Origin of the sequence: Paraburkholderia adhaesiva, assembly GCF_021390575.1 — a bacterium.
Taxonomy (GTDB): Bacteria; Pseudomonadota; Gammaproteobacteria; order Burkholderiales; family Burkholderiaceae; genus Paraburkholderia; species Paraburkholderia adhaesiva.
The window spans coordinates 783,479-803,315 of the sequence record NZ_JAJEJQ010000003.1; the positions used below are offsets into that span (position 1 = coordinate 783,479).

Consider the following 19,837-nt stretch of genomic DNA (forward strand, 5'->3'; position numbering starts at 1 on the left):
GATCGGGAGTTGGGTCAGTCAATGGAGCTCAGGTGCGCACGCCCCAGAGTTCGAGTTTCAGCTCGGGGAAGTCCCCCGCCACGTGAAGCGCAATGCCGCCGTGCTGGAGCACCATGTCCCACAGTTGTCCGGACTGCACCAGCTCGTAGTAGACGTAGCCCGCGTTAAACGGGATCTGGCGCGGTGGGACCGGCAGCGCCTGCAGCGTGATACCGGGCAGGTGTGCACGCACCAGATCGGGTAACCGCTCCGATGGACCTGCCTTGGCCGAGAGTGCGAACTGCTGCGCAAGCGCATCGGGCGGCATCCGCGCAGACACCGCGAGCACGAGTGACTGGAAGCCGCGCAGCTCCGACGGGTCGATAACGGCATTGCGCATGCCGTGTCCTGCATCGGCAAACGTGATGTTCTGGGCGCTGCGCACGAGCACCGCATTAAGCAGCCACTGCAGGTCGTCCACCACGGGCTTCAGGCTCACATACGGCTCGTTATGCTGGTACATCGGGATCGTTTCCAGCGGCCGGCGTGTGCCAGGGCGCACCCAGGTCGAGAGTTCACCTGCCATGCTGTCGAGCAGCGTGTAGAGCTCGGCTGGCGAGGTGGTGTCGAAATGCCGGATGCTGCGGAGCAGCCGCTCGTAGCGGTTCAGTGTCTGCAGTAGCAGGTAGTCGGAGACTTCGGCGACTGACCCGGCCTTGCCGTCGCTGCCCGTCAGACGTCTGGCGAGCGCTTCGGCGCGCAGCCGGGTGAGATCGCAGGTCCGTTCCACCCAGGTGGTCAGGATGCCACTTGCGCCATAGCCGCAGACGGGTGGCACCAGCGTGTCGTCCAGCGTAATGCTGCCGTCGGCGCGCAGTGCCTTGACCTTTGTCACCGGCAGGCCGATCCACGCGTTGGTCATTTCCTTCTCAGGCAGCAGTCGCAGTCGCAGGTTACACAGCTGGATATGCTGAGGGGCCTGGCCGATCGAGTTCGTATCGCGCAGTTCGGTGTTAAAAACGTTGTAGCGTGCGAGCGAATCGGCGGAGTTGTCGAACGACGTTTCTACGCCATTGGGCACGCGGATCGGTACGGCGAGAAAGATGACCTGCTCGAGGTGCTCCGGGCGGATCGTCAGCGGGGGCGGCGGAGGCGTGTCGGCTGGCGAATCAAACGGCGTGCCGTCCGCGAAGAGGCCACTCGCGGATTTGATGATCACCTTGCCCAGTGCGAGCGCTTCCTCATCGATCGCGTAACCGGAAAACCCGAAGAAGAACGGCGAGAGCGGGGCGGCCCGCCGGTGGGCGAAATGCTCGAGGTAGCGTTCCTGCTGCTGGAACTGCTGCGGGCGCATGAAAAGCCCTTCACCCCAGGTCACCTTGTTGTACCAGCTCATCGTCGTATGTGTTCCGTGTTGTGTTTCGCGGTTGTGCTTCGGGATTGCGTCGTTATTTGCCGACCGTTGCCGGATCAGTGATCCTGATCGCGTTCGTGTCGAGATCGATGGTCAGTTTCAGCTTCGGCCGGAAGTGGTACCACGCAGCAGCAGGCGAGGGTGGCAGCGGCCAGGTGGCGCGCCACACGGAGTTGGGCAGGTCCCGGTACGCAGCGATGATGCCCAGCGTCGTAACGCCAGCATTCGCATCGCGCCGGATCGTTTTCTGGTCTCCTGGCCGCAGCTGGAACTGGTCGCGCTCAGCCATGTCATCGCCTAGCAGTGTCTTGTCCTTGTCCTGCAGCGAGAAGAAGTCCGCCGTATTGAAGGCGTCGGGGTTTTTCAGTTCATACACGCGCACAATGACCGGCGCCGCGCGCTTCTGATCATCGGGGTTGACTGACGAAGCGGCCTTGATCGTCAGATCGAGCTTCACGGGCTCGCGCGCGACGTCCTTGTCGGTATTGCTCGCACAGCCGGCGAGCGCCATGACGCAGGCGGTCGTGGCAACCAGGACAGACCAGGCAGGTGATGGAAGCAGACGCATTGGAACTTGTGCTGAGGGATCGGACGAAAGCGGAAAGCCCGGACACTGGGTCCGGCTTTCCGTGGCAGACAGGAGAGGCTTACGCTTCCTTGTTCTGCTTGATGTTGTAGCTGGCCGTCACCGCGCCGCCGCTGCCGCCCTGGGCGTTCTGTACGACGTATTCCTGCTTGACTTCGGCGAACGACAGGCGCACCTGCTCGTGGATGCCGTTATCGGCATTGCTGCCCGACGGATGCACCTTCGTGACGATCACGTCCTTCATCGTGATCTTGAGGTATTCGAGCGGATTGCCGCCGGCCTTGCGCACGGTGAGCACGGCCTGATCGATGTGTTTGCCGGTCAGGCAGTACTTCATCAGGTTGGGGCTGGCCCGGTCCATCTGGTGGTCGAACGCGAGATCCTCGACGGTGGCCTTGCCCGCGCCGCCGCCCGAGCCCGCGTGCATGTTCGACTGCTGCGAGACTTCCCAGCCCCAGCTGGACACCTCGATCTCGTTCTTGTGGTTCGTATCCTGCGATTCGCCATCAATGCCGTTGATCTTGATGAAAATATCCTGTGCCATTTTTAAACTCCTTTTTGCTGGATAAAACTGCCTTTACACGTACTACCTGCTCACATCAGCAATTTCCGCTTTCAGCGCTTCGCGAAGACTGCGTGATTGTTTGCTGCCGCGGATATCGTCGATCCGCCATCGACCATCGATCCAGACCAGACTCAACTGGACCTTGTCCGGATTATGGAAGTTACTGAAAGTCACAGTGGCCTTTGCCTTGCGCCTGCCCGTCATCCGGACTTCGATATCCGACGTTTTCAGGTCGAAGTCCTGGCACTGGCAAACCGGGTCGGTACCCAGCACACCCGCTTCGCCCTTCAGCGCCTGGCGGTTCTTCGCGATCAGCTTCAGCAATGACGGCGAGGCAATCGCATCCTTGCCGGTTGTATCGATGGCCGGCGGCGTTCCGTTGTAGGTGTAGGCCGAGTAGAGCGACGCGAGAAAGTGCTTCGCGGAATCGATATCCTGCGCAAGCGCTGGCTGCACGCCGAAAAGCATCCACGCCATCACGGCGACGAGGGCAGTGCGTAGCATGCGGATCATCGATTGCTACTCCATCGGTACACCTTGTAAGCGGGCTTGTTCTCACGGTATCCCGGACCGCGCCACATATCTTTTTGTCGGAAGTCCGAAACCCATTGGTGACCGTTGTACATCGTGATGTGGCCAGCTATGTTGCCGCCCGGATAAGGCTGGATGACCGAGATATCGCCTTTCTTTGGCGAAATCAGGCTGTCAACGGACGCTTCGGAAAAGCCGTGCGCGAGAAGGATGGAACCGTAGTCCTTTGCGTACCTTGTCGCCTCAGTGCGTTCTATTTCGATTCCACCTGCAGCCAGCGCCTGCCGGACATAAGCCGCGCATCGACCGTGCGACGTTGCGCCGGCATGGCTGTTCAGGTGTGCGATGGCCGCATCGACATCAAAATTTCCCCCTGACATACAGACTCCAGATAAATGCATGGCGGGCCATGCTTTTCTCCACAATCCTGCGATGACGTCACACGAACCTGCCGTACTTGGCAACAGTTGGTGTGACGTGGCAGATCTCGGTCCAACTAACGATGCTGCTGTACCGCTTCGTTACGCAGCTTCCTTGACCGACGGCAGGCGGGCAACAAGACGCAGCGAAACAGTCAGCCCTTCGAGCTGGAAGTGCGGGCGCAGGAAAAACTTCGCCTGGTAGTAGCCGGGGTTGCCCTCGACATCCTCGACGACGACCTCGGCGGCTGCGAGCGGGCGTTGTGCCTTCGTCTCCTGCGACGAGTTGGCCGGATCCGCATCGACATAGTTCATGATCCATTCGTTCAGCCACCGCTGCATGTCCTCGCGCTCGCGGAACGTGCCGATCTTGTCGCGCACGATGCACTTGAGGTAATGCGCGAAACGCGAGCACGCGAAGAGATACGGCAGGCGCGCCGACAGGTTCGCGTTGGCCGTCGCATCCGGATCGTTGTACTCGGCGGGCTTCTGCATCGACTGGGCGCCGATGAAGGTCGCGTGATCGGTGTTCTTGCGGTGAATAAGCGGAATGAAGCCGTTCTTTGAGAGCTCCGCCTCACGCCGGTCGGAGATCGCGATTTCGGTTGGGCACTTCATGTCGACGCCGCCGTCATCGGTCGGGAACGTATGGCACGGCAGGTTTTCGACCGTGCCACCCGATTCAACACCGCGAATGAGCGAGCACCAACCATAGAGCTTGAACGAGCGGTTGATGTTCACGCCCATTGCATAGGCCGCATTGGCCCACGCATAGTTGCGGTGGCTGGCGCCTTCGGTGTCTTCCTCGAAGTCGAACTCATCGACCGGATTGGTTTTTGCACCATAGGGCAGGCGTGCGAGGAAACGCGGCATGGCAAGCCCGATATAGCGGGCGTCTTCGGTGTTGCGCAGCGAATTCCACGGCGCATACTCAAGGTTCTGTGTGAAGATCTTCGTGAGGTCGCGCGGGTTGGCCAGCTCCTGCCACGACTCCATCTGCAGCACCGAGGGCGAGGCGCCCGAGATGAACGGCGTGTGCGAGGCGGCGGCGATCCTGGCGATCGAGCCGAGCAGGTCGACGTCCGGCGGCGTGTGGTCGAAGTAATAGTCGGCCACGAGGCACCCGTAGGGCTCGCCACCGAGCTGGCCATACTCTTCTTCGTAGATCTGCTTGAAAAGTGGGCTCTGGTCCCACGCCATGCCCTTGTAACGCTTCATCGTGCGACGCAGGTCTTCCTTCGAGATGTCCATGAAGCGGATCTTCAGGCGCTCATCGGTCTCGGTGTTGGAGACGAGGTGGTGCAGACCGCGCCATGCCGACTCCAGTTTCTGGAACTCGCTGTGGTGAAGGATCAGGTTGATCTGTTCGGAGAGCTTGTGGTCGATCTGCGCGATGATCGCCTCGATGCTCTTGTATGCGTCGTCGCTGATCGTGACCGACTGCGAGAGCGCCTGTTCGGCGAGCGTGCGTACGGCGTGCTCGACGGCTTCACGCGCCTGATCGGTCTTCGGGCGGAACTCCTTTTCAAGGAGCCGCGAAAAATCGGTTTCGGTCTGGACCGCGGTCGATGCCGCCGGTGCCTTTGTCTGCTGGTTAGCCATGGGTGCGAATCCTTTGCTTGTGATCGGGTGATGATCGATGCGTGTGCGGATCAGTTCGATGCGTTCTCGGTGCCATTAGCGCTGTCGCTTCCCTCAGCCTTCGGCTTGGGAGCGGCCGCAAGTGACTTGAGAAGGGCGGGGTCCGCGAGCAGCTTGTTGATGAACGCCTCGGCCCCCGACTTGCCATCCATGTACGTCTGCAGGTTCGCAAGCTGCGTGCGCGCATCGAGCAGTCGCTTGAGTGCATCGACCTTGCCGGCGACCGACGCCGGCGAGAAGTCCTCAATGCTCTCGAAGGTCAGGTCAACAAGCAGTTGCCCTTCGCCTGTGAGCGTGTTCGGAACCGGGAACGCCACGCGCGGCTTGATCGCCTTCATGCGCTCATCGAAGTTGTCGATATCGATTTCAAGGAAGCGCCGGTCGGCCACGGCGGGCAGTGGCTCAATGGGCTTGCCGGAGAGGTCGGCGAGCACCCCCATAACGAACGGCAGCTCGACCTTCTTCTCCGAGCCATAGACCTCGACGTCGTATTCGATCTGCACGCGCGGTGCGCGGTTGCGTGCAATGAACTTCTGCGAGCTGTTTGAAACGGACATGCAGGATCCCCTTTAAACGGATGAATACGGTTAACAAGACGGCGGTTGGTAAGACGGACCGCCCGGGACTTCAGGCGCGTCCACAGGCTGGATAGCGATGGCTGAGACCGGGGCGGCGCTCCGGTCGGCAATGCCGATCGTGATGCCGGATAGTGCGCGTCCGGCTGCGAGGGCATCGAGCCAGAGCGCGGAGAGGCGGGGCAGCACGTGCTGTTCGATAAAGCCGATCAGGACGCGCGCCCCCGTTTCCTGTACGAGGCACCGGTCGACGATATAGTCGACCAAAGCATCGTCGTAGGTGAGTGCGATCTCGTGCGTTGCGGCCATGCGTCTGACGACACGCTCCAGATGCAGGCGCACGATGCCAGCGAGTGTGCCAGAGGCCAGTGGCCGGTACGGCACCACGGCGACACGCCCGAGAAAGGCCGCAGGAAAGGTCTTCAGCAGTTCAGGCGCAAGTGCCTCGCGCATCGCGGCCTGTGTAGGCATCAGCGTCTCGTCTGCGCACAGCGTGACGATGAGTTCCGAGCCGGCGTTACTGGTGAGCAGGATCGTGGTGTTGCGAAAGTCGATAAAGCGTCCATCACCGTCTTCCATATAGCCCTTGTCGAACACCTGGAAGAAAACCTCATGTACGTCGTGATGGGCTTTTTCGATCTCGTCGAGCAGCACCACCGAATAGGGGCGCCGACGCACGGCCTCGGTGAGCACACCGCCCTCGCCATAGCCCACATAGCCCGGCGGCGCACCCTTCAGGCCCGAGACGGTATGCGCTTCCTGGTACTCGCTCATGTTGATCGTGATGAGGTTCTGCTCACCGCCATAGAGCGCTTCAGCCAGTGCCAGCGCCGTCTCGGTCTTGCCTACACCAGAGGGTCCCGCGAGCAGGAATACACCCAGCGGTTTTTTCGGGTCGGCGAGTCCCGCACGTGCGGTCTGCACACGCTCACAGATCTGGGCGAGGGCTTCATCCTGTCCGATTACGCGGGTGGCCAGCGTTGCGGGCAGGGAGCGCACCGCGGCGATCTCGTCGCGCACCATGCGGCCGGCCGGTATGCCAGTCCAGTCCGACACGACCTCCGCGACGATCGCCTCATCGACTTCGGGGAACACGAGCGGCTGGTCGCCCTGCAATTCATGGAGGGCGTGCTCAAGCGAGCGCAGTGTCTCGGGCCACGGCCGGTCGGTTGATGCGACGGGATCACCGGCATGCTCCTTACCTGCCGCTTCGCGCGCTTCGGCAAGTGCCTGTGCGGCGGACGCCTCAGCCTGCCAGCGCGTCTGAATCGCATGGAGGTCGGTCAGCAGGGCGTCGATACGCGCCTGAACAGTCTCGACTGCTTTGCCGACATCCAGACCGATGCTCGCTTCCTGCGCGAGCAGATCCTGTTCGACCTGCGCGGCCTTGAGGCGCTGCCGGATATCCTGCAGCTCGCGCGGTGGCGCGTGCTGGGAAAGGGCCACGCGTGCACACGCGGTATCCAGGAGGCTGATGGCCTTGTCGGGTAACTGCCGCGAGGGAATATAGCGGTGCGAGAGCGACACGGCCGCGCGGACCGCTTCATCGCGCACGATCACACCGTGATGCTTCGCAAACGTTTGTGTGAGACCGCGCACCATATCGGTAGCGGCGGCCTCTTCTGGCTCCTGGATCTGCAGCACCTGAAAGCGGCGCGTCAACGCCGGATCCTTCTCGATATGCCGCTTGTACTCAGACCAAGTGGTCGCACCAATCGTGCGGATCGTGCCACGCGCGAGCGCAGGCTTGAGCAGGTTTGCAGCGTCTCCGGTGCCAGCCTGTCCTCCTGCACCCACCAGCGTGTGGATCTCGTCTACGAACAGTACGATCGGCTGCGGCGACTTCGCTGCCGACTCCAGCACACCTTTCAGGCGCGATTCAAACTCGCCTTTCATGCTCGCGCCCGCGAGCAGCGCCCCCACGTCGAGCGCCATCAACCGCACTTCGGTGAGTTGTGGCGGCACTTCCCCCCGGCTGATCGCAAGCGCCAGCCCTTCGACAACTGCGGTCTTGCCCACACCCGCCTCACCGGTAAGCAACGGATTGTTCTGCCGGCGACGCAGCAGCACATCGATCATCGTGCGGATTTCCAGCTCACGGCCGACTACCGGATCGATTTCGCCGGCCCGTGCGCGGGCGGTGAGGTCCGTGCAGTACTGCTGGATCGAGCCGCCCTTTGAGTGAGCGGGCAGGGCACCGGAGGCTTCTCCTGGCATTGAGCCACCAAAGTCCGTGTTGTCGACTGGTGCATCCGGAGCTTCGGGTGAACCATCGATCCATGATCTGAGGGTTTCATTCGCGATATCGGCCGGCACACGTTGAAATGCTGGCGAGACCGAAAGCAGGACACGTCGCAATTCCGGTGTACGCGCAAGCGCTGCGACGAGCCACGCGCCCCGGATACACCGGTCGCCGAACTGAAGTGTCGCTAGTACCCACGCACGCTCTATCGCTTCATCGATGTAGTGGGAGAAGTCGCTGAGCGAACTCGCGCCGGCCGGCAATGCAGCAAGCGCGTGAATGATGTCTTGATCGAGCGTGTCACGCGCAATGCCCGCCTGCCGCACGATGCGATGCAGATCGCTGTCGGGTAACTGCAGGATCTGATGCAGCCAGTGCGCGAGCTCGACGTACGGATTGCCACGCAGTTTACAAAAGGCGGTCGCCGATTCAATGCTGCGAAACAGCGTTGCCCCGAGCTTGCCAAACAGCGTTTGTCTGGAAATGGTCATGAAAAATCCGATCTATCAGCGCATAGCAGCGCCATTGTTATTTTTTGTTAAATCTTTTCTATTAAACGTCAGGTCATCTGATATCCCTTGAATTCCCAGATATCGACCACGATAATTCCTGAAAGTTAAAATGTTAAATTTTTTAAGCAGTACAAATCACCATTAATGGCTGTACACAAGTGCTCGATAGCTATAATCTAGTGCCTGATCGCGGTCTTGTAAACCCACCAATGGGCATATTCCAATATACAGATCAAACACTGAATAAATTGATTGGCGGCAATATTTTTCTTTATTGAATCTATTTTTTGGCGTATAGCGAGATTTTTAATGCGAATTCTTGTGGCAAACACACCAGGAATCAGGAGGATTTGTGGACCTTGCCAGACTGTTTCGTCGTACCCGGCCGATGGATCGGCGCGACGCACGGGAGCCAGTAAGCTCCCGCGCTCGGCCAAGTCCGAAAAGCGATGGCCTCCTACTCGATGGACTGGTGAGCGAAGTCCCCAGGGATGCACTGCGGCCACTGCAACGCGATGCGGTCTACGACGTGATCGGCGGCGGCAGGGTATCGGTTGCGCACGCAACTAATACCACCGGAACAACCAGTCTTGATGCCAATCAATTGCTTGACATGCTGTACGCGCAGTACCGGCTCGCGCTGGTCCTGCCAGACAGTGTGCATCAGGAAGGCCGATGGATAGCCGGCAATCTTCGCCATGAAATGTGCAGTGTTGCTCGCGACAGAGCGCCGGTCATGAAGGGGACGGTCTCAGATTTCCTGCAGGGTATTCAGTCAATTGATCAGGCGTTTGGTCCACTGGGTGGTGAGCTGCCCGAATCGTTGCAGCCGCAGGAGCCGCCTGAGGTGCTGGCGCTTTTTGCGCCGCCCGAGCTTCAGGCGAGTGTTGCGCGTCATGAGTCCATGCCGCAGCTCGCCCGTCGCGAGCATCACCTGGTCTCCATTGACAGCCCGGTTTCTGGATCGCAGACAGTAAGCGATACCCTGTCTTGACGAATTTATGCGGGATGACTATTTCTGAAGCATTTCGGAATTATGCGCAATGACTATTTCTGAAGCCCCCCCCGTTTCACTGGCAGAAAAACTTAACGCGGCTGAAGAAGCGGTGCGCCGCGAACCGGCAGTAGCGCATCACCGCTGGATACTGTTCCAGTGGCTATGCATCGGGCGGCAGTGGGTGCGTGCGATGCAGCAACTGCAGGCGTGGGCGAAACTTGATCCTATGCAAACGAGGTTCGCACAGGCCTGCCGGGACCTGGTTCGTGCGGAGCGGTGGCGCGAGAAAACCCTGTCCGGCCTCACACCTCCGGGATACGTGCTCGATGCGACGCCGACATGGATGGCGGATCTGTACGCGGCGCTTGAGTTAAACGCACGCGGCGACATCGAGGCGTGTGATGCGATGCGTGAGCGGGCACTGGACCAGGCGCCGCTTGTGAGCGGCCGCAGCCAATCCGGGACTGGATTCGAATGGATCGGTGATAGCGATTCCCGTCTTGGCCCGGTGTGCGAGCTGATCGTCGCGGGCGCCTATCGCTGGCTCTCGTTTGAGGACATCAGATCGTGGAGGATTATCGCGCCCGTGGCACCGGTCGATCTTGTCTGGGCGCGGTGCGACGTGCGCCTTGTCGATGGCACCTCCCTGCATGGATTCATGCCTGCGCGCTATCCGGATGAGGGAGATGACGCCGGTCGTGAGCGCGAAGACCTGCTGATGGGCCGGCACACGTGCTGGCGCGAGACGGGACGTACCGGTGTGCTGGCGTCCGGACGCAAGACGTGGACGACGGATGCCGGAGAGTTCGACCTGTTCGAACTCGGCGAGTGCGTGTTCGATCACGGGTCCTTCCCGGGAGGGGGAGCCGAACCCGCGTCCCCGGAGAACGCGTCATGAAACGCTCACGCACGCAGAACCCGACAGGCGCTGCCGTGCCACGTCGCACCGATGCACAGTTGCTGCCGACGTTGCTCGATCGACTGCGCGATGATGCGACCCAGCGGCAGACCGAAGCGCCGGGCGAATACGCGGTGACGCGCACGCAGTTGCGCGACATCGTGCAGCGTGATCTGTCCTTCCTGCTGAACACCACCAGCATCGAGGAACAGATCGACCGGGAACGCTATCCGGAGGCGGCCGCGTCAACGATCAATTTTGGTGTGCCGCCGCTGGCCGGCCACTTCACCGCCTCGCGTCGCTGGACCGGTATCAGCGAGATGATCCGGCGCGCGATCCTCGATTTCGAGCCGCGGATTATCCCCGGCACGCTCGAAATCAGGCCGCTGACGACCATCGACAGCGAGCAGAAAACCTACCGTGACCTCGACTTCGAAATCCACGGAATGATCCACATGGAACCTTATCCGGTGGAGTTCCTGGTGCAGAGTTCACTCGACCTTGAAACAAGCCGCCTGCTCGCGCACGCGGGGCGTCACGGAGCTTGACGGGAATGACAAGGCAGATGGGTAAAAAAAGCCAGCCGCCGCGGCGTGAAATGAATGACGCGCACAAGGTGGCAGCAACTCGTACCAAGGCGGCATCTGTATCCCATGACTGGATGACACCGGTGTCGACGGAGAATCCGTGCGGCCACGATATCGAATACGACCCGGAGTTTGTGGTCCTGGCCGCGCGCGTGGCGGCACGCGCGGAGGCACAGTATGGCGACTTTGTGGGCATGCCGGAACCGGTGAACTGGAGCGAGATCGATCGCGACTGCCGGCGGCTGATGCTGCGCGCGAAGGACCTGCGACTCGCGGTCCTCTTCACGCGCTGTCGCACGCAGCTTGCCGGTGCAGAAGGAATGGCTGAAGGGCTGGAGCTGCTCGCCGCCTGGATGAATGCCTTCCCCGATGCCATCCATCCCCAGCTCAGTGTGGATGAGGAGCGCGACGCGGCTCTCGAAATCCGCATGAACGCGCTGCAGGCGCTCACCGAGACGGACGGGCTGATGTCGGATGTGCGCGAGATCGTGCTGCCGCGTACGTCAGCCGCGCGCCTGCAGGTGCGGGACGTTGAGCGCGCCTTTGCACAGCCCCGGCCAGCTGATGCGCTGGCACCCGAATCGGTGGTACGCCAACTCGACGACCTGCGCGCACAGCAGCCGCAGGGACTTGCCGGATTCGCGCGGGCCCAGCTGGCGTTGAGTTCGGTGAAGGCCTGGTGCCGGGAACACCAGGAAGCGTGGCAGCCCGACGTGACGGTGCTGGAGCGGTTGCTCGGCAGGATCGCCGGCGATACCCAGGCTGCGGCGCACGCCGCGCTGACCCAACCCGAAGAAAAGGACGCCAGCATGCATGCCGTCGTGCACACAGACCGGCAGGACGAGGCGGGGGTAGAGGCCGCACCGGCCAGCAATGATTCACCGGCGCAGTCCCGTACGCAGCCCGGGCCCGTTTCAGTTCCCGTGCACACGGAGGGGCTCGGACGGCAAGGCGCACTTGAACGTATGCGCGAAGCACGCGCGTGGTTTGAGCAGCACGAGCCGAGCAGTCCGGTTGCCATGTTGCTCAGGCAGGCCGAGCGGATGGTGGGCAGGCGCTACGCCGAAGTGGTCGGTGCGATACCGCCCGAGCTGCTCGCGCAATGGGATGGCGAACCGGTTTAACGCAATGAGCAAGGATCAACCCGTTCGGGGCAACTGAACCATCACCCCGTCCGGGTCCAGCAGGGGGCTTTCTGGAACCAGAACTGCTTGAGAATTACAACCGCATGTTGCGGCATACGCGCAACTTCGCGCCGAAACTTGCAGGGCTTCATCCGAAGGTGGCTGGGCGCCTCGGCTCGCGCGCGCCCAGCGTTGCCGACCCGTACGTCGAACATTTGATGGAAGCGTTCTCTTTTGCCGTAGAGCGCACCAACATCAAGCGTGACCGCACGATTCCTGCGTTTATTGAACAGCTGCTTGACAGTCTTTATCCGGATGACACCGGACCCACACCATCGATATCGGTTGCACGGATCTGGCCGGATCTGGAAGAGTCGGCCGCGTTGACACAGGGACTGCGTGTTCCCCGCGGTACCGCAATGCGTGCGCGCATCGCGCCAGGCGAAAAAACCGCGTGCCAGTTCACCACCAGCCAGGACGTGGTGCTTTATCCGCTCGAAATCGTGAAGGCACAACTCACTGGCGTGCCGGCCGATATCCCGCACCTGGCGCAGCATGTGCCAGGACCCAGGCCCATTCGCGGTGCGCTGCGCCTGCGACTTCGCACTACCAACGGCGCACCGCTTTCAAGCCTTGAGGGGCTCTCGCGGCTGCCGGTCTACATCGCGGCAGAAGAAGCGGTCGCATCACGCCTCTTTGAACTGCTGCATGTGGCCAGCATGGCGTCGGTCATCGGCGAACCGGGCCAGTTCGATACAGGTCAACGGGTAACGGTAGTGAGCACCGATGCACTTGTCCATGAAGGGCTCGAACCGGATCAGGGACTGCTGCCACAGGGCGTAACATCCCTGCATGGGCGCAATCTCCTGCGCGAATATTTCGCCTGCCAGACCCGTTTTTACTTCTTCACGCTCACGGGGCTCGAGGCGGCCTTTGACCGTATCAACCGTAATGAGGCGGAGATCGTCGTCCTGCTCGATCAGGCCACCGACGAGCTGGCTCCGCTCGTCAATGCGGCTAGCATGGCGCTTTTCTGCACCCCCGTCGTCAACCTGTTCTACCGGCACACGGACCAGAACGGATTGCCCCCCCAAAGCACCGAAGGCAAGCTCGGTGTCTCGCGCCTGGCCCCGCTCGACACCGAGATTTTCCGGGTGGTCCGGTTGCATGGACGGCGAGCCGCCGGTGCCCCTGCACAAGTGTTCCGGCCGCTCTACCATAGCCTGAACAGCGACAAGGGTAATTACGGCCGCTACTTCTCCATGCGTCGGGAGCGTCGGCTGCTCTCGGATGCGGCTCGCCGGTATGGCACGCGTAGCGGCTACGTGGGCACCGACGTGTTCGTCACCCTCGTAGACCAGCGCGAACTGCCCAGCCGCGAAGAGGAAGCCATCCGCTTTGTTTCAGCTGATGTCTGGGCGACCAACCGCGACCTGCCGCTGCTGGTTCCACGCGATGGCGTCGATGACCTCGATGCCGATCTGGATGACGAAATCAGTGCGGGCATCGCGAATATCGGACTGATCCGGCCACCGAGTGCGCCCCAGTCACCGCCCGAAGAAGCACAACGGATCCAGCGCCTCATCCAGGCACTCAATTTCGATCATCAGCCCTTTGGCGAGATGGATCACCGCGAGGGCGCCCAGGCCCTGCGCAACCTGCTCAAGCTTTTCCTGAGCGGGGAGGATGAGGATAGCGCCCGGCAGATCGAGGGCATCGTCGGAGTCCACACCCAGCCCATCGATGATGCGCTGCCGGGCAACGGCCCGCTCGTGACCGGTCGCGGCATCGGCTGCATTGTGACGGTCGATGAGGACCGGTTCTCCGGGTCCAGCCCCTATCTGCTCGGCCTGATTCTTGAGCACTGGCTCACGCGCTACGTTTCAGTCAACAGCCTCACCCGCACTGAGCTGCATTCGATGCAACGCGGGCTCATCGCCCGCTGGCCCGTGCGTATCGGTCATCGCGCGGATAGCGCGATGAACAGCGAGACGGGTTTTCCAGACGGCAGCGAAGATGAATCACTGCCAACTGCAATCCCGAGGACAGATCAACGGCCGGCTCAGGCTTCCGTCCAGTGGCCTGATGAGCCGTGGCGCTATGGGTTTCTCGCGATGCTGCGCCGCATCGGCTCCGATCCGGCGATAGACCCGGTGGGCACCGCAGCACTGCCCCAGCGCGAGCCCTTCAGTCTGGGCCAGCAACCGAGTCTCGCGTTTGCGCCGCGCGAAGTGGCCAGTATCGAAGAGACCGGCGGCCAGCTGATGATTCGTCTTTTCAGTCTCGGCCTGCTCGGGCCCAATGGCCCGCTGCCACTGCACATCACCGAGATCGCCCGCGAGCGCAAGGAGCACCGGCACGATGCCACGCTTGCTGACTTCCTCGATATTTTCCACCACCGGCTGCTCACCCAGTTCTATCGGACCTGGGCCGCGGCCCAGTCTGCGGTGAGTCTCGATCGTCCGGAGAAGGAGACCTTTTCCTTTTATGCCGCAAGTCTCGCCGGACACGACATCGAAGAGACCCAGCGTGGCGCGCTGCCGGCCCACGCGCTACTCTCGGCCAACGCCCACCTGGTTCGCGAGGCCCGCAATCCGGACGCGCTGCGCGCCATGCTCGCGCATTACTTCGGTGTCCCGGTGCGTATCGAGGAATTCGTGTTCCACTGGATCGAGCGCTCGACCCAGGACGCGAGCCGCTTTGGCGTGCCCACGACCGGCTCCACACTGGGCGTGAACGCCTTTCTCGGTGGCATGGTTCCTGACCGCCAGGGCAAGTTCCGGATTGTGTTCGGGCCGCTCGATTTCGCGGATTACCTGCGCTTTACGCCTCGTGGCACAGACCTGATCAAGCTCGTCGAATGGGTGAGGGCGTTTGTCGGGCGTGAACTGGTCTGGGAGCTTGAGCTGCAGATCAAGCCCGAGAGTGCACCGGTGGCCGTGATGGGTGGCCCGCAACAACTGGGCTGGTCGTCCTGGCTTGGTCAGCCACCGGCGGACAAACCCATTACCGGCATGCTGTTCGAACCCGAGCATTACATGAAACAGCTCCAGCAACGGAGGACGCCATGAATCCCGAACTGCTTGCCTACTACAACCGCGAATTGCGGTTCGCCACAGCCAGGGCGAAGGACTTCGCGCGTGGGCATGCGAAGATCGCACGGCGTATGGGCATGCAGGCCGGAGAGATCGGCGACCCGTATGTGGAACGGCTGCTGCAGGGCTTCGCGTTTGCGACTGCGCATATGGAAATGCGCATTGACAGCGAGTTTCCGGAACTGATGCAGCCGCTGCTGCAGACCCTTTATCCGAACTATGCCTGTCCGATTCCAGCGATGGCCGTGGCCCGGCTATGGCCGGGCCACGGCAGTGGTCATGGAGGCCAACGCTTCCTGATACCGCGAGGCACGTCTTTTTTTGCCTGCAAGCCGCTCGGTAACGACACGATTTGCGAGTTTCGCAGCAGCCAGGATGTGGCGCTCTATCCGTTGACAGTCTCGCTTGCCCGCCTGACTGGTGTGCCCCCTGACATTCCATCACTGGGCCGTTACGTGCCGCCAGGTCGCCAGGTGCGCAGCGCCCTTCGTCTGCGTCTGGCCACCACCAACGGTACGCCCATCTCCAGTCTGGAAGATCTGGACCGGCTGCCAGTCTGTTTAACGGGAAACGAACGCACAGCCTCCCGGCTTTTTGAGCTGATTCACGCAAGCGGCGTAGCGACCATCGTGGGGGCGCCTGAGCAGTTCGCGACCCATCCGTTTCATGCGGTCACGGCCAATGCGGTCGTCCATGAAGGGCTGGCGCCCGACCAGAGCCTGCTACCCGCGGCGCCGGGACAGTTTCATGGGCATACGCTCCTGCAGGAGTACTTTGCGTGCGCCCCCCGATTCTGGTTTTTTGCGCTGACGGGACTGGCAGCAGGATTGAAGGCGATCGACGGCACCGAGGTGGAGATCGTGATCCTGCTCGAGCGCGAGCTGGAGTCCTATGCGGACCGGGTGGACGCCTCGCATTTCGGTTTGTTCGCCACCCCCGTCATCAACCTTTTTCCGAAACTCACACGGCGCCTGAAACTGGAACCCGGCCAGCGCGAGCATGAGATCGTGGTGGAGCCTGCTGCGCCGACGGATTACGGGATCCATTCGATCCAGGTGGCATTCGGCCAGCAGTCGGAAGACTCCGACGATGAACCCATCTGGCCGCTCTACCAGCGCCTGAGTCACGATGAAACGCAAGACCGACGCTACTTTGCCTTGCGCCGGGACCTGAGCGTGCCAGCCGACGATGGTCGTCAATACGAGACACGCCGGTCTTTTACGGAGACGAAGACCTGGCTATCACTGGTAGATGGAAACGGGCAACCCCTTCAGAGCGATATCCAGTATCTGACGGCTGAGGCATGGGTCACCAACCGGGACCTGCCCGGCATGATGACGCCGGACGGTCGAAAGGACCTCAAGATGCAGGGCTCCGTGCCCCTCGCCGGTATCGGCTTCGTGCGTGCCCCGAGTGTGCCCAGGCCGCCGCTCGCGCAGGGGACAGTGGCCTGGCAATTATTTAGCCAGCTCACACCCAGTGATGCGATGTTCGATGATGACACCGCGGACGCACCCGATGCACTACCGGGTGAAGGGCTGCGCCGGCGGCTACGGCTTTTTCTGAGCCGGGAGGCCGTCGCGCACCGGCAGCAGGTTGAGGGGCTCATCGGCGCAACGGCAACCCCGGTCAACGGCCTGATGCCAGGTAACCGTGGGCCAGCGTTCGGGCGCGGAATCGAATGTGAACTGACGTTTGATGAAGCCGGGTTTGACGGGATCAGTCCTTATACGCTGGGACTGGCGCTGGAGCATTACGTGGCCCGCCACGTGTCGATGCATTCGTTCACGCGCACGGTACTGCGCTCAAAGCAGCGCGGTCTGATCGCGACGTGGCCAGCGCGTGCGGGTACGCGCAACGTGGCGTGAAGCGATGACATCATCAGGTATGCAGAATATCCATGGAATTATTTTCAAGGTAATCGCGAAGGAGAAAGGCGGATGGACTGGTTAAGGCAACCTCGCATACTGGAGCTCTCGGGGGCGGCACTGCCCGCCTGGCGTGACCTGCCGCTCTTTACGGTGTCGCGTGTCTCGGGCAAGGAAAAACTCGGCCACCTGTACGACTACACGGTCGAAGTGGCGACGCTCGAAGACATGATGCTCGGCGTGCGCGAAGCGCAGTCACTGGTCGACGTCGACCAGCTCGTGGGCAAGGAAGTCACCGTGAGCATCGCCATCGAGGGGCGCGGTGACGGCTTTATCGGTATCGCAAACGTTGGCGCCGGTACGCGCACCATCACGGGACTGATTGTCTCGGCGCGCTGTGTCGGGGCAGACGACCGGCGCGCGTTTTACCAGTTCCGTATCCGCCCCTGGCTCTGGCTAGCGAGCCTGAAGATCGATTCACGCATCTACCAGGACAAGACGGTTGTCGAGATCACCGATGCGATTCTGGAGAATTATCCGTACCCGTACGAGAAGCGCCTGAATGGTCCGGGCTTTGGCCGCGGCTATCCACGGCGAGACTACCAGCGTCAGGCATGGGAATCTGATTTCGCATTCCTGAACAGGCTATGGCAGGAATGGGGCATTTCTTTTTTTTACGAGGACAGCACGCTGGTGCTGGTCGATTCGGTGGGCGGCTACAGGAAGCATGGCCCGGCCTATGCCACGCTGCGCTATCTCGCACCCGAAGGCCAGCGCATCGACGAGGAACACGTCTCGCAGTTCGAGATCGCCCGCACGCTCACGACGGGCAAGGTCAGTGTCACCGACTACGACTACACGCGTTCGCGCGCGGATCTAGCCGCCAAAGACCAGGATTTCCAGAAGCGCGCGTTCGATAACTACGAAGAGTACGCGTGGGGCGACTACTCGCAGCCACTGGCCGGCATGATGGGCATCGAGGGCGAACCCAACGATGCGTGGTTCGAAGGCGAGCACCTCGCCTGCGTGCGGCTCGAAGCGCACCGTGCGAAGAGCCTGCGCGGCAAGGGTAAAGGTAACCTGCGTGGCTTGATGACCGGGCACATCTTCCAGCTTGAGGGCTACCCGCAGAAGCTGGGTAATGCCGGGTATCTGGTCGTCTCCACACACATTGATATCCGCAACAACGACACCTCGACCCAGGCACCGGGCTCGGCCGCGCACTATAGCTGCGAGACGCGCTTCACGGTGCAGCCGGCCAACTCGCCATTCCGGACCGCGCAGAAGGCCAGGAAGCCCCGCCTGCATAGCGAGATTGCCGTAATCACGGGCTATGACAATTCGCCCGTGTGGACAGACTCGTACGGGCGCACACGCCTGCAGTTCATCTGGGACCGGCAGGGCCAGATGAACCAGGATTCGAGCTGCTGGATCCGGGCGGTGTCGCCGTGGCAGGGGGAGAACTACGGCGCGATCTTCATTCCGAGGCCCGGCCAGGAGGTCGTGGTGGGCTACTACCACGGGGATCCGGACAAGCCCTATATCGCGGGGCGCCATGTGAACCAGTTCAACGAGCCGCCGTGGGTGCTGCCGCACAACGATGCGCTCTCGGGCTGGAGGAGCCAGTCGCTGGAGGGCCAGGGGTCGAACAGCGTGGTCACCGACGACACGCCGGGCAAGCTCCAGGTCCAGGTGTCGAGTGACCAGGCGAATTCGCGTCTCGTGCTCGGCAGTAACACCCACATCGACGGCAACCAGGGGCGCTCGCAGGCGCGCGGTGAAGGCTTCGAACTGGCGACCGAGGCGCACGGTGTGGCGCGTGCGAACCGCGGCATGCTGATCACCACCGAGACACGCGCGGGGGCGAGCGCACCGGTGAAGGACATGGGTGAGACGCTTGCTCGCCTGGATGATGCCCGTACGCTGCACGAGGACCTCACCGGAGCGGCCCAGGCCAACGGTGCCCAGGAGCCGGGCAGGGACCAGAAAGCCGTCACAGCGGCGATCAGGGCGCAAAACATGGCCCTTAAGGGGAAGGCGGGAAATGGCCAGTTTCCGGAATTCACACAGCCACACCTGACACTGGCGAGCCCGGCAGGCATTGAGACCACGACGGCGGGCAGTACTCACCTCGCGAGCGGCCAGCATCTTGCCGTGACGACTGGCGCCGATGTGGCCATGGCGGCGGGCGGCTCATTGTTTGGGACATTCGGCAACAAATTGCGCTTGACCGTCCAGAAGGCAGGAATGTGGCTTGTCGCAGTGTCTGGAAATATCGATCTACGCGCGCTGAAAGACAGCATCAATTTGCTGGCAAAACTCAACGTCACCGTGACTGCCGAGAAGATCATCATCAGCGCAACGCAGGAGATCGAAGTCCGGGGTGGCGGCAGTTTTACTCGATGGACCAACGGAAATATCTACAACGGCACGTCGGGCCAATTCGAAGTGCATTCAGCCGGGCGCCTGATGACCGGGCCGGATTCCGCCGCCCTGCCAACGCTACCCGAGTCGAAACCCGGTGAGCAGGAACTGCATTTCGCACTAGGCGCCTTGTCGAACGACGCAGCCCATCGCTATGTGGAGGAGCCTTACGAACTCTACAAAGGTAGCGAGAAGATCGATGAGGGCGTGACTGACGAGTATGGGCGAGTGGTGGTGAAAAACCATCAACCAGACACCAAGGCCTATACGGTCAAGCTGTGCAACGGCGGGCAGTTCAATCTGATGGTAAAGGACGAGCTCGAGAACGACGCGGACCACCAGACCAATCGCGGCGAACGCACAGCCTGACTCTGGAGAAA

Annotated in this window: 15 protein-coding genes and 1 pseudogene; 8 read left to right on the top strand and 8 right to left on the bottom strand. The window is 61.7% G+C overall.

The genetic code is table 11. The annotated features are described in order from the left end of the window. Window positions 1-28: 28 nt before the first annotated feature. The 8 genes from tssK to tssH all read right to left on the bottom strand — a co-directional run bounded on the left by tssK (window position 29) and on the right by tssH (window position 8,443). On the bottom strand, window positions 29-1,375 hold the full coding sequence (tssK, locus tag L0U80_RS27470) for a type VI secretion system baseplate subunit TssK (protein WP_233873498.1): 1,347 nt from the start codon (window positions 1,373-1,375) through the stop codon (window positions 29-31). A gap of 52 nt (window positions 1,376-1,427) precedes the next feature. Continuing rightward, window positions 1,428-1,961 (bottom strand): type VI secretion system lipoprotein TssJ, encoded by a 534-nt coding sequence (tssJ, locus tag L0U80_RS27475; RefSeq protein ID WP_267954959.1) that lies wholly within the window; start codon window positions 1,959-1,961, stop codon window positions 1,428-1,430. Between the two features lie 79 nt (window positions 1,962-2,040). Then, the gene (locus tag L0U80_RS27480; protein ID WP_233873501.1) at window positions 2,041-2,523 is read right to left on the bottom strand and encodes an Hcp family type VI secretion system effector; all 483 of its coding nucleotides are present in this window, start codon (window positions 2,521-2,523) and stop codon (window positions 2,041-2,043) included. 42 nt (window positions 2,524-2,565) lie between these two features. Continuing rightward, window positions 2,566-3,048 (bottom strand): DUF3828 domain-containing protein, encoded by a 483-nt coding sequence (locus L0U80_RS27485; protein WP_233873504.1) that lies wholly within the window; start codon window positions 3,046-3,048, stop codon window positions 2,566-2,568. 5 nt (window positions 3,049-3,053) lie between these two features. Further along, window positions 3,054-3,455 (bottom strand): hypothetical protein, encoded by a 402-nt coding sequence (locus L0U80_RS27490; protein ID WP_233873507.1) that lies wholly within the window; start codon window positions 3,453-3,455, stop codon window positions 3,054-3,056. 141 nt (window positions 3,456-3,596) lie between these two features. After that, entirely contained in the window at window positions 3,597-5,096 is a 1,500-nt protein-coding gene (gene tssC, locus L0U80_RS27495) for a type VI secretion system contractile sheath large subunit (RefSeq protein WP_233873510.1), read from the bottom strand. A gap of 50 nt (window positions 5,097-5,146) precedes the next feature. After that, the gene (gene tssB, locus L0U80_RS27500) at window positions 5,147-5,692 is read right to left on the bottom strand and encodes a type VI secretion system contractile sheath small subunit (RefSeq protein WP_233873513.1); all 546 of its coding nucleotides are present in this window, start codon (window positions 5,690-5,692) and stop codon (window positions 5,147-5,149) included. Window positions 5,693-5,722: 30 nt separating this feature from the next. Next, the gene (gene tssH, locus L0U80_RS27505) at window positions 5,723-8,443 is read right to left on the bottom strand and encodes a type VI secretion system ATPase TssH (RefSeq protein ID WP_233873516.1); all 2,721 of its coding nucleotides are present in this window, start codon (window positions 8,441-8,443) and stop codon (window positions 5,723-5,725) included. Window positions 8,444-8,936: 493 nt separating this feature from the next. On the opposite strand from tssH, the gene L0U80_RS27510 reads away from it, so the two are divergent. From L0U80_RS27510 to L0U80_RS27545, 8 genes and pseudogenes are all read left to right on the top strand, one after another. Next, complete coding sequence (locus tag L0U80_RS27510; RefSeq protein ID WP_233873521.1) at window positions 8,937-9,458, top strand: TagK domain-containing protein; 522 nt, start codon at window positions 8,937-8,939, stop codon at window positions 9,456-9,458. Between the two features lie 49 nt (window positions 9,459-9,507). Continuing rightward, on the top strand, window positions 9,508-10,359 hold the full coding sequence (locus tag L0U80_RS27515) for a type VI secretion system accessory protein TagJ (RefSeq protein WP_233873524.1): 852 nt from the start codon (window positions 9,508-9,510) through the stop codon (window positions 10,357-10,359). Then, window positions 10,356-10,907, top strand: a complete 552-nt coding sequence (tssE, locus tag L0U80_RS27520) for a type VI secretion system baseplate subunit TssE (RefSeq protein ID WP_233873527.1) — start codon at window positions 10,356-10,358, stop codon at window positions 10,905-10,907. The genes L0U80_RS27515 and tssE overlap by 4 nt, the downstream gene beginning before the upstream one ends. Before the next feature lie 50 nt (window positions 10,908-10,957). Further along, on the top strand, window positions 10,958-12,070 hold the full coding sequence (locus tag L0U80_RS27525) for a type VI secretion system protein TssA (RefSeq protein ID WP_233873903.1): 1,113 nt from the start codon (window positions 10,958-10,960) through the stop codon (window positions 12,068-12,070). Window positions 12,071-12,141: 71 nt separating this feature from the next. Beyond that, window positions 12,142-14,037 (top strand): annotated as a pseudogene (tssF, locus tag L0U80_RS27530) (type VI secretion system baseplate subunit TssF); the annotation flags it as partial. A 12-nt stretch (window positions 14,038-14,049) separates the two neighbouring features. After that, window positions 14,050-15,141: a type VI secretion system baseplate subunit TssG gene (gene tssG, locus L0U80_RS27535; protein ID WP_373322321.1), complete on the top strand. Its 1,092-nt coding sequence runs from the start codon at window positions 14,050-14,052 to the stop codon at window positions 15,139-15,141. Further along, on the top strand, window positions 15,138-17,033 hold the full coding sequence (gene tssF / locus L0U80_RS27540; RefSeq protein ID WP_233873530.1) for a type VI secretion system baseplate subunit TssF: 1,896 nt from the start codon (window positions 15,138-15,140) through the stop codon (window positions 17,031-17,033). Before tssG ends, tssF (L0U80_RS27540) begins: the two co-directional genes overlap by 4 nt. A gap of 72 nt (window positions 17,034-17,105) precedes the next feature. Beyond that, on the top strand, window positions 17,106-19,826 hold the full coding sequence (locus tag L0U80_RS27545) for a type VI secretion system Vgr family protein (RefSeq protein WP_233873533.1): 2,721 nt from the start codon (window positions 17,106-17,108) through the stop codon (window positions 19,824-19,826). Window positions 19,827-19,837 lie beyond the last annotated feature (11 nt).

What these genes read in the sequence shown, in the direction of transcription:
- tssK (WP_233873498.1), bottom strand. Translation starts at nt 1,375, where the DNA reads ATGAGCTGGTACAACAAGGTGACCTGGGGTGAAGGGCTTTTCATGCGC.
- tssJ (WP_267954959.1), bottom strand. Translation starts at nt 1,961, where the DNA reads ATGCGTCTGCTTCCATCACCTGCCTGGTCTGTCCTGGTTGCCACGACC.
- L0U80_RS27480 (WP_233873501.1), bottom strand. Translation starts at nt 2,523, where the DNA reads ATGGCACAGGATATTTTCATCAAGATCAACGGCATTGATGGCGAATCG.
- L0U80_RS27485 (WP_233873504.1), bottom strand. Translation starts at nt 3,048, where the DNA reads ATGCTACGCACTGCCCTCGTCGCCGTGATGGCGTGGATGCTTTTCGGC.
- L0U80_RS27490 (WP_233873507.1), bottom strand. Translation starts at nt 3,455, where the DNA reads ATGTCAGGGGGAAATTTTGATGTCGATGCGGCCATCGCACACCTGAAC.
- tssC (WP_233873510.1), bottom strand. Translation starts at nt 5,096, where the DNA reads ATGGCTAACCAGCAGACAAAGGCACCGGCGGCATCGACCGCGGTCCAG.
- tssB (WP_233873513.1), bottom strand. Translation starts at nt 5,692, where the DNA reads ATGTCCGTTTCAAACAGCTCGCAGAAGTTCATTGCACGCAACCGCGCA.
- tssH (WP_233873516.1), bottom strand. Translation starts at nt 8,443, where the DNA reads ATGACCATTTCCAGACAAACGCTGTTTGGCAAGCTCGGGGCAACGCTG.
- L0U80_RS27515 (WP_233873524.1), top strand. Translation starts at nt 9,508, where the DNA reads ATGACTATTTCTGAAGCCCCCCCCGTTTCACTGGCAGAAAAACTTAAC.
- tssE (WP_233873527.1), top strand. Translation starts at nt 10,356, where the DNA reads ATGAAACGCTCACGCACGCAGAACCCGACAGGCGCTGCCGTGCCACGT.
- L0U80_RS27525 (WP_233873903.1), top strand. Translation starts at nt 10,958, where the DNA reads ATGAATGACGCGCACAAGGTGGCAGCAACTCGTACCAAGGCGGCATCT.
- tssG (WP_373322321.1), top strand. Translation starts at nt 14,050, where the DNA reads ATGAACAGCGAGACGGGTTTTCCAGACGGCAGCGAAGATGAATCACTG.
- tssF (WP_233873530.1), top strand. Translation starts at nt 15,138, where the DNA reads ATGAATCCCGAACTGCTTGCCTACTACAACCGCGAATTGCGGTTCGCC.
- L0U80_RS27545 (WP_233873533.1), top strand. Translation starts at nt 17,106, where the DNA reads ATGGACTGGTTAAGGCAACCTCGCATACTGGAGCTCTCGGGGGCGGCA.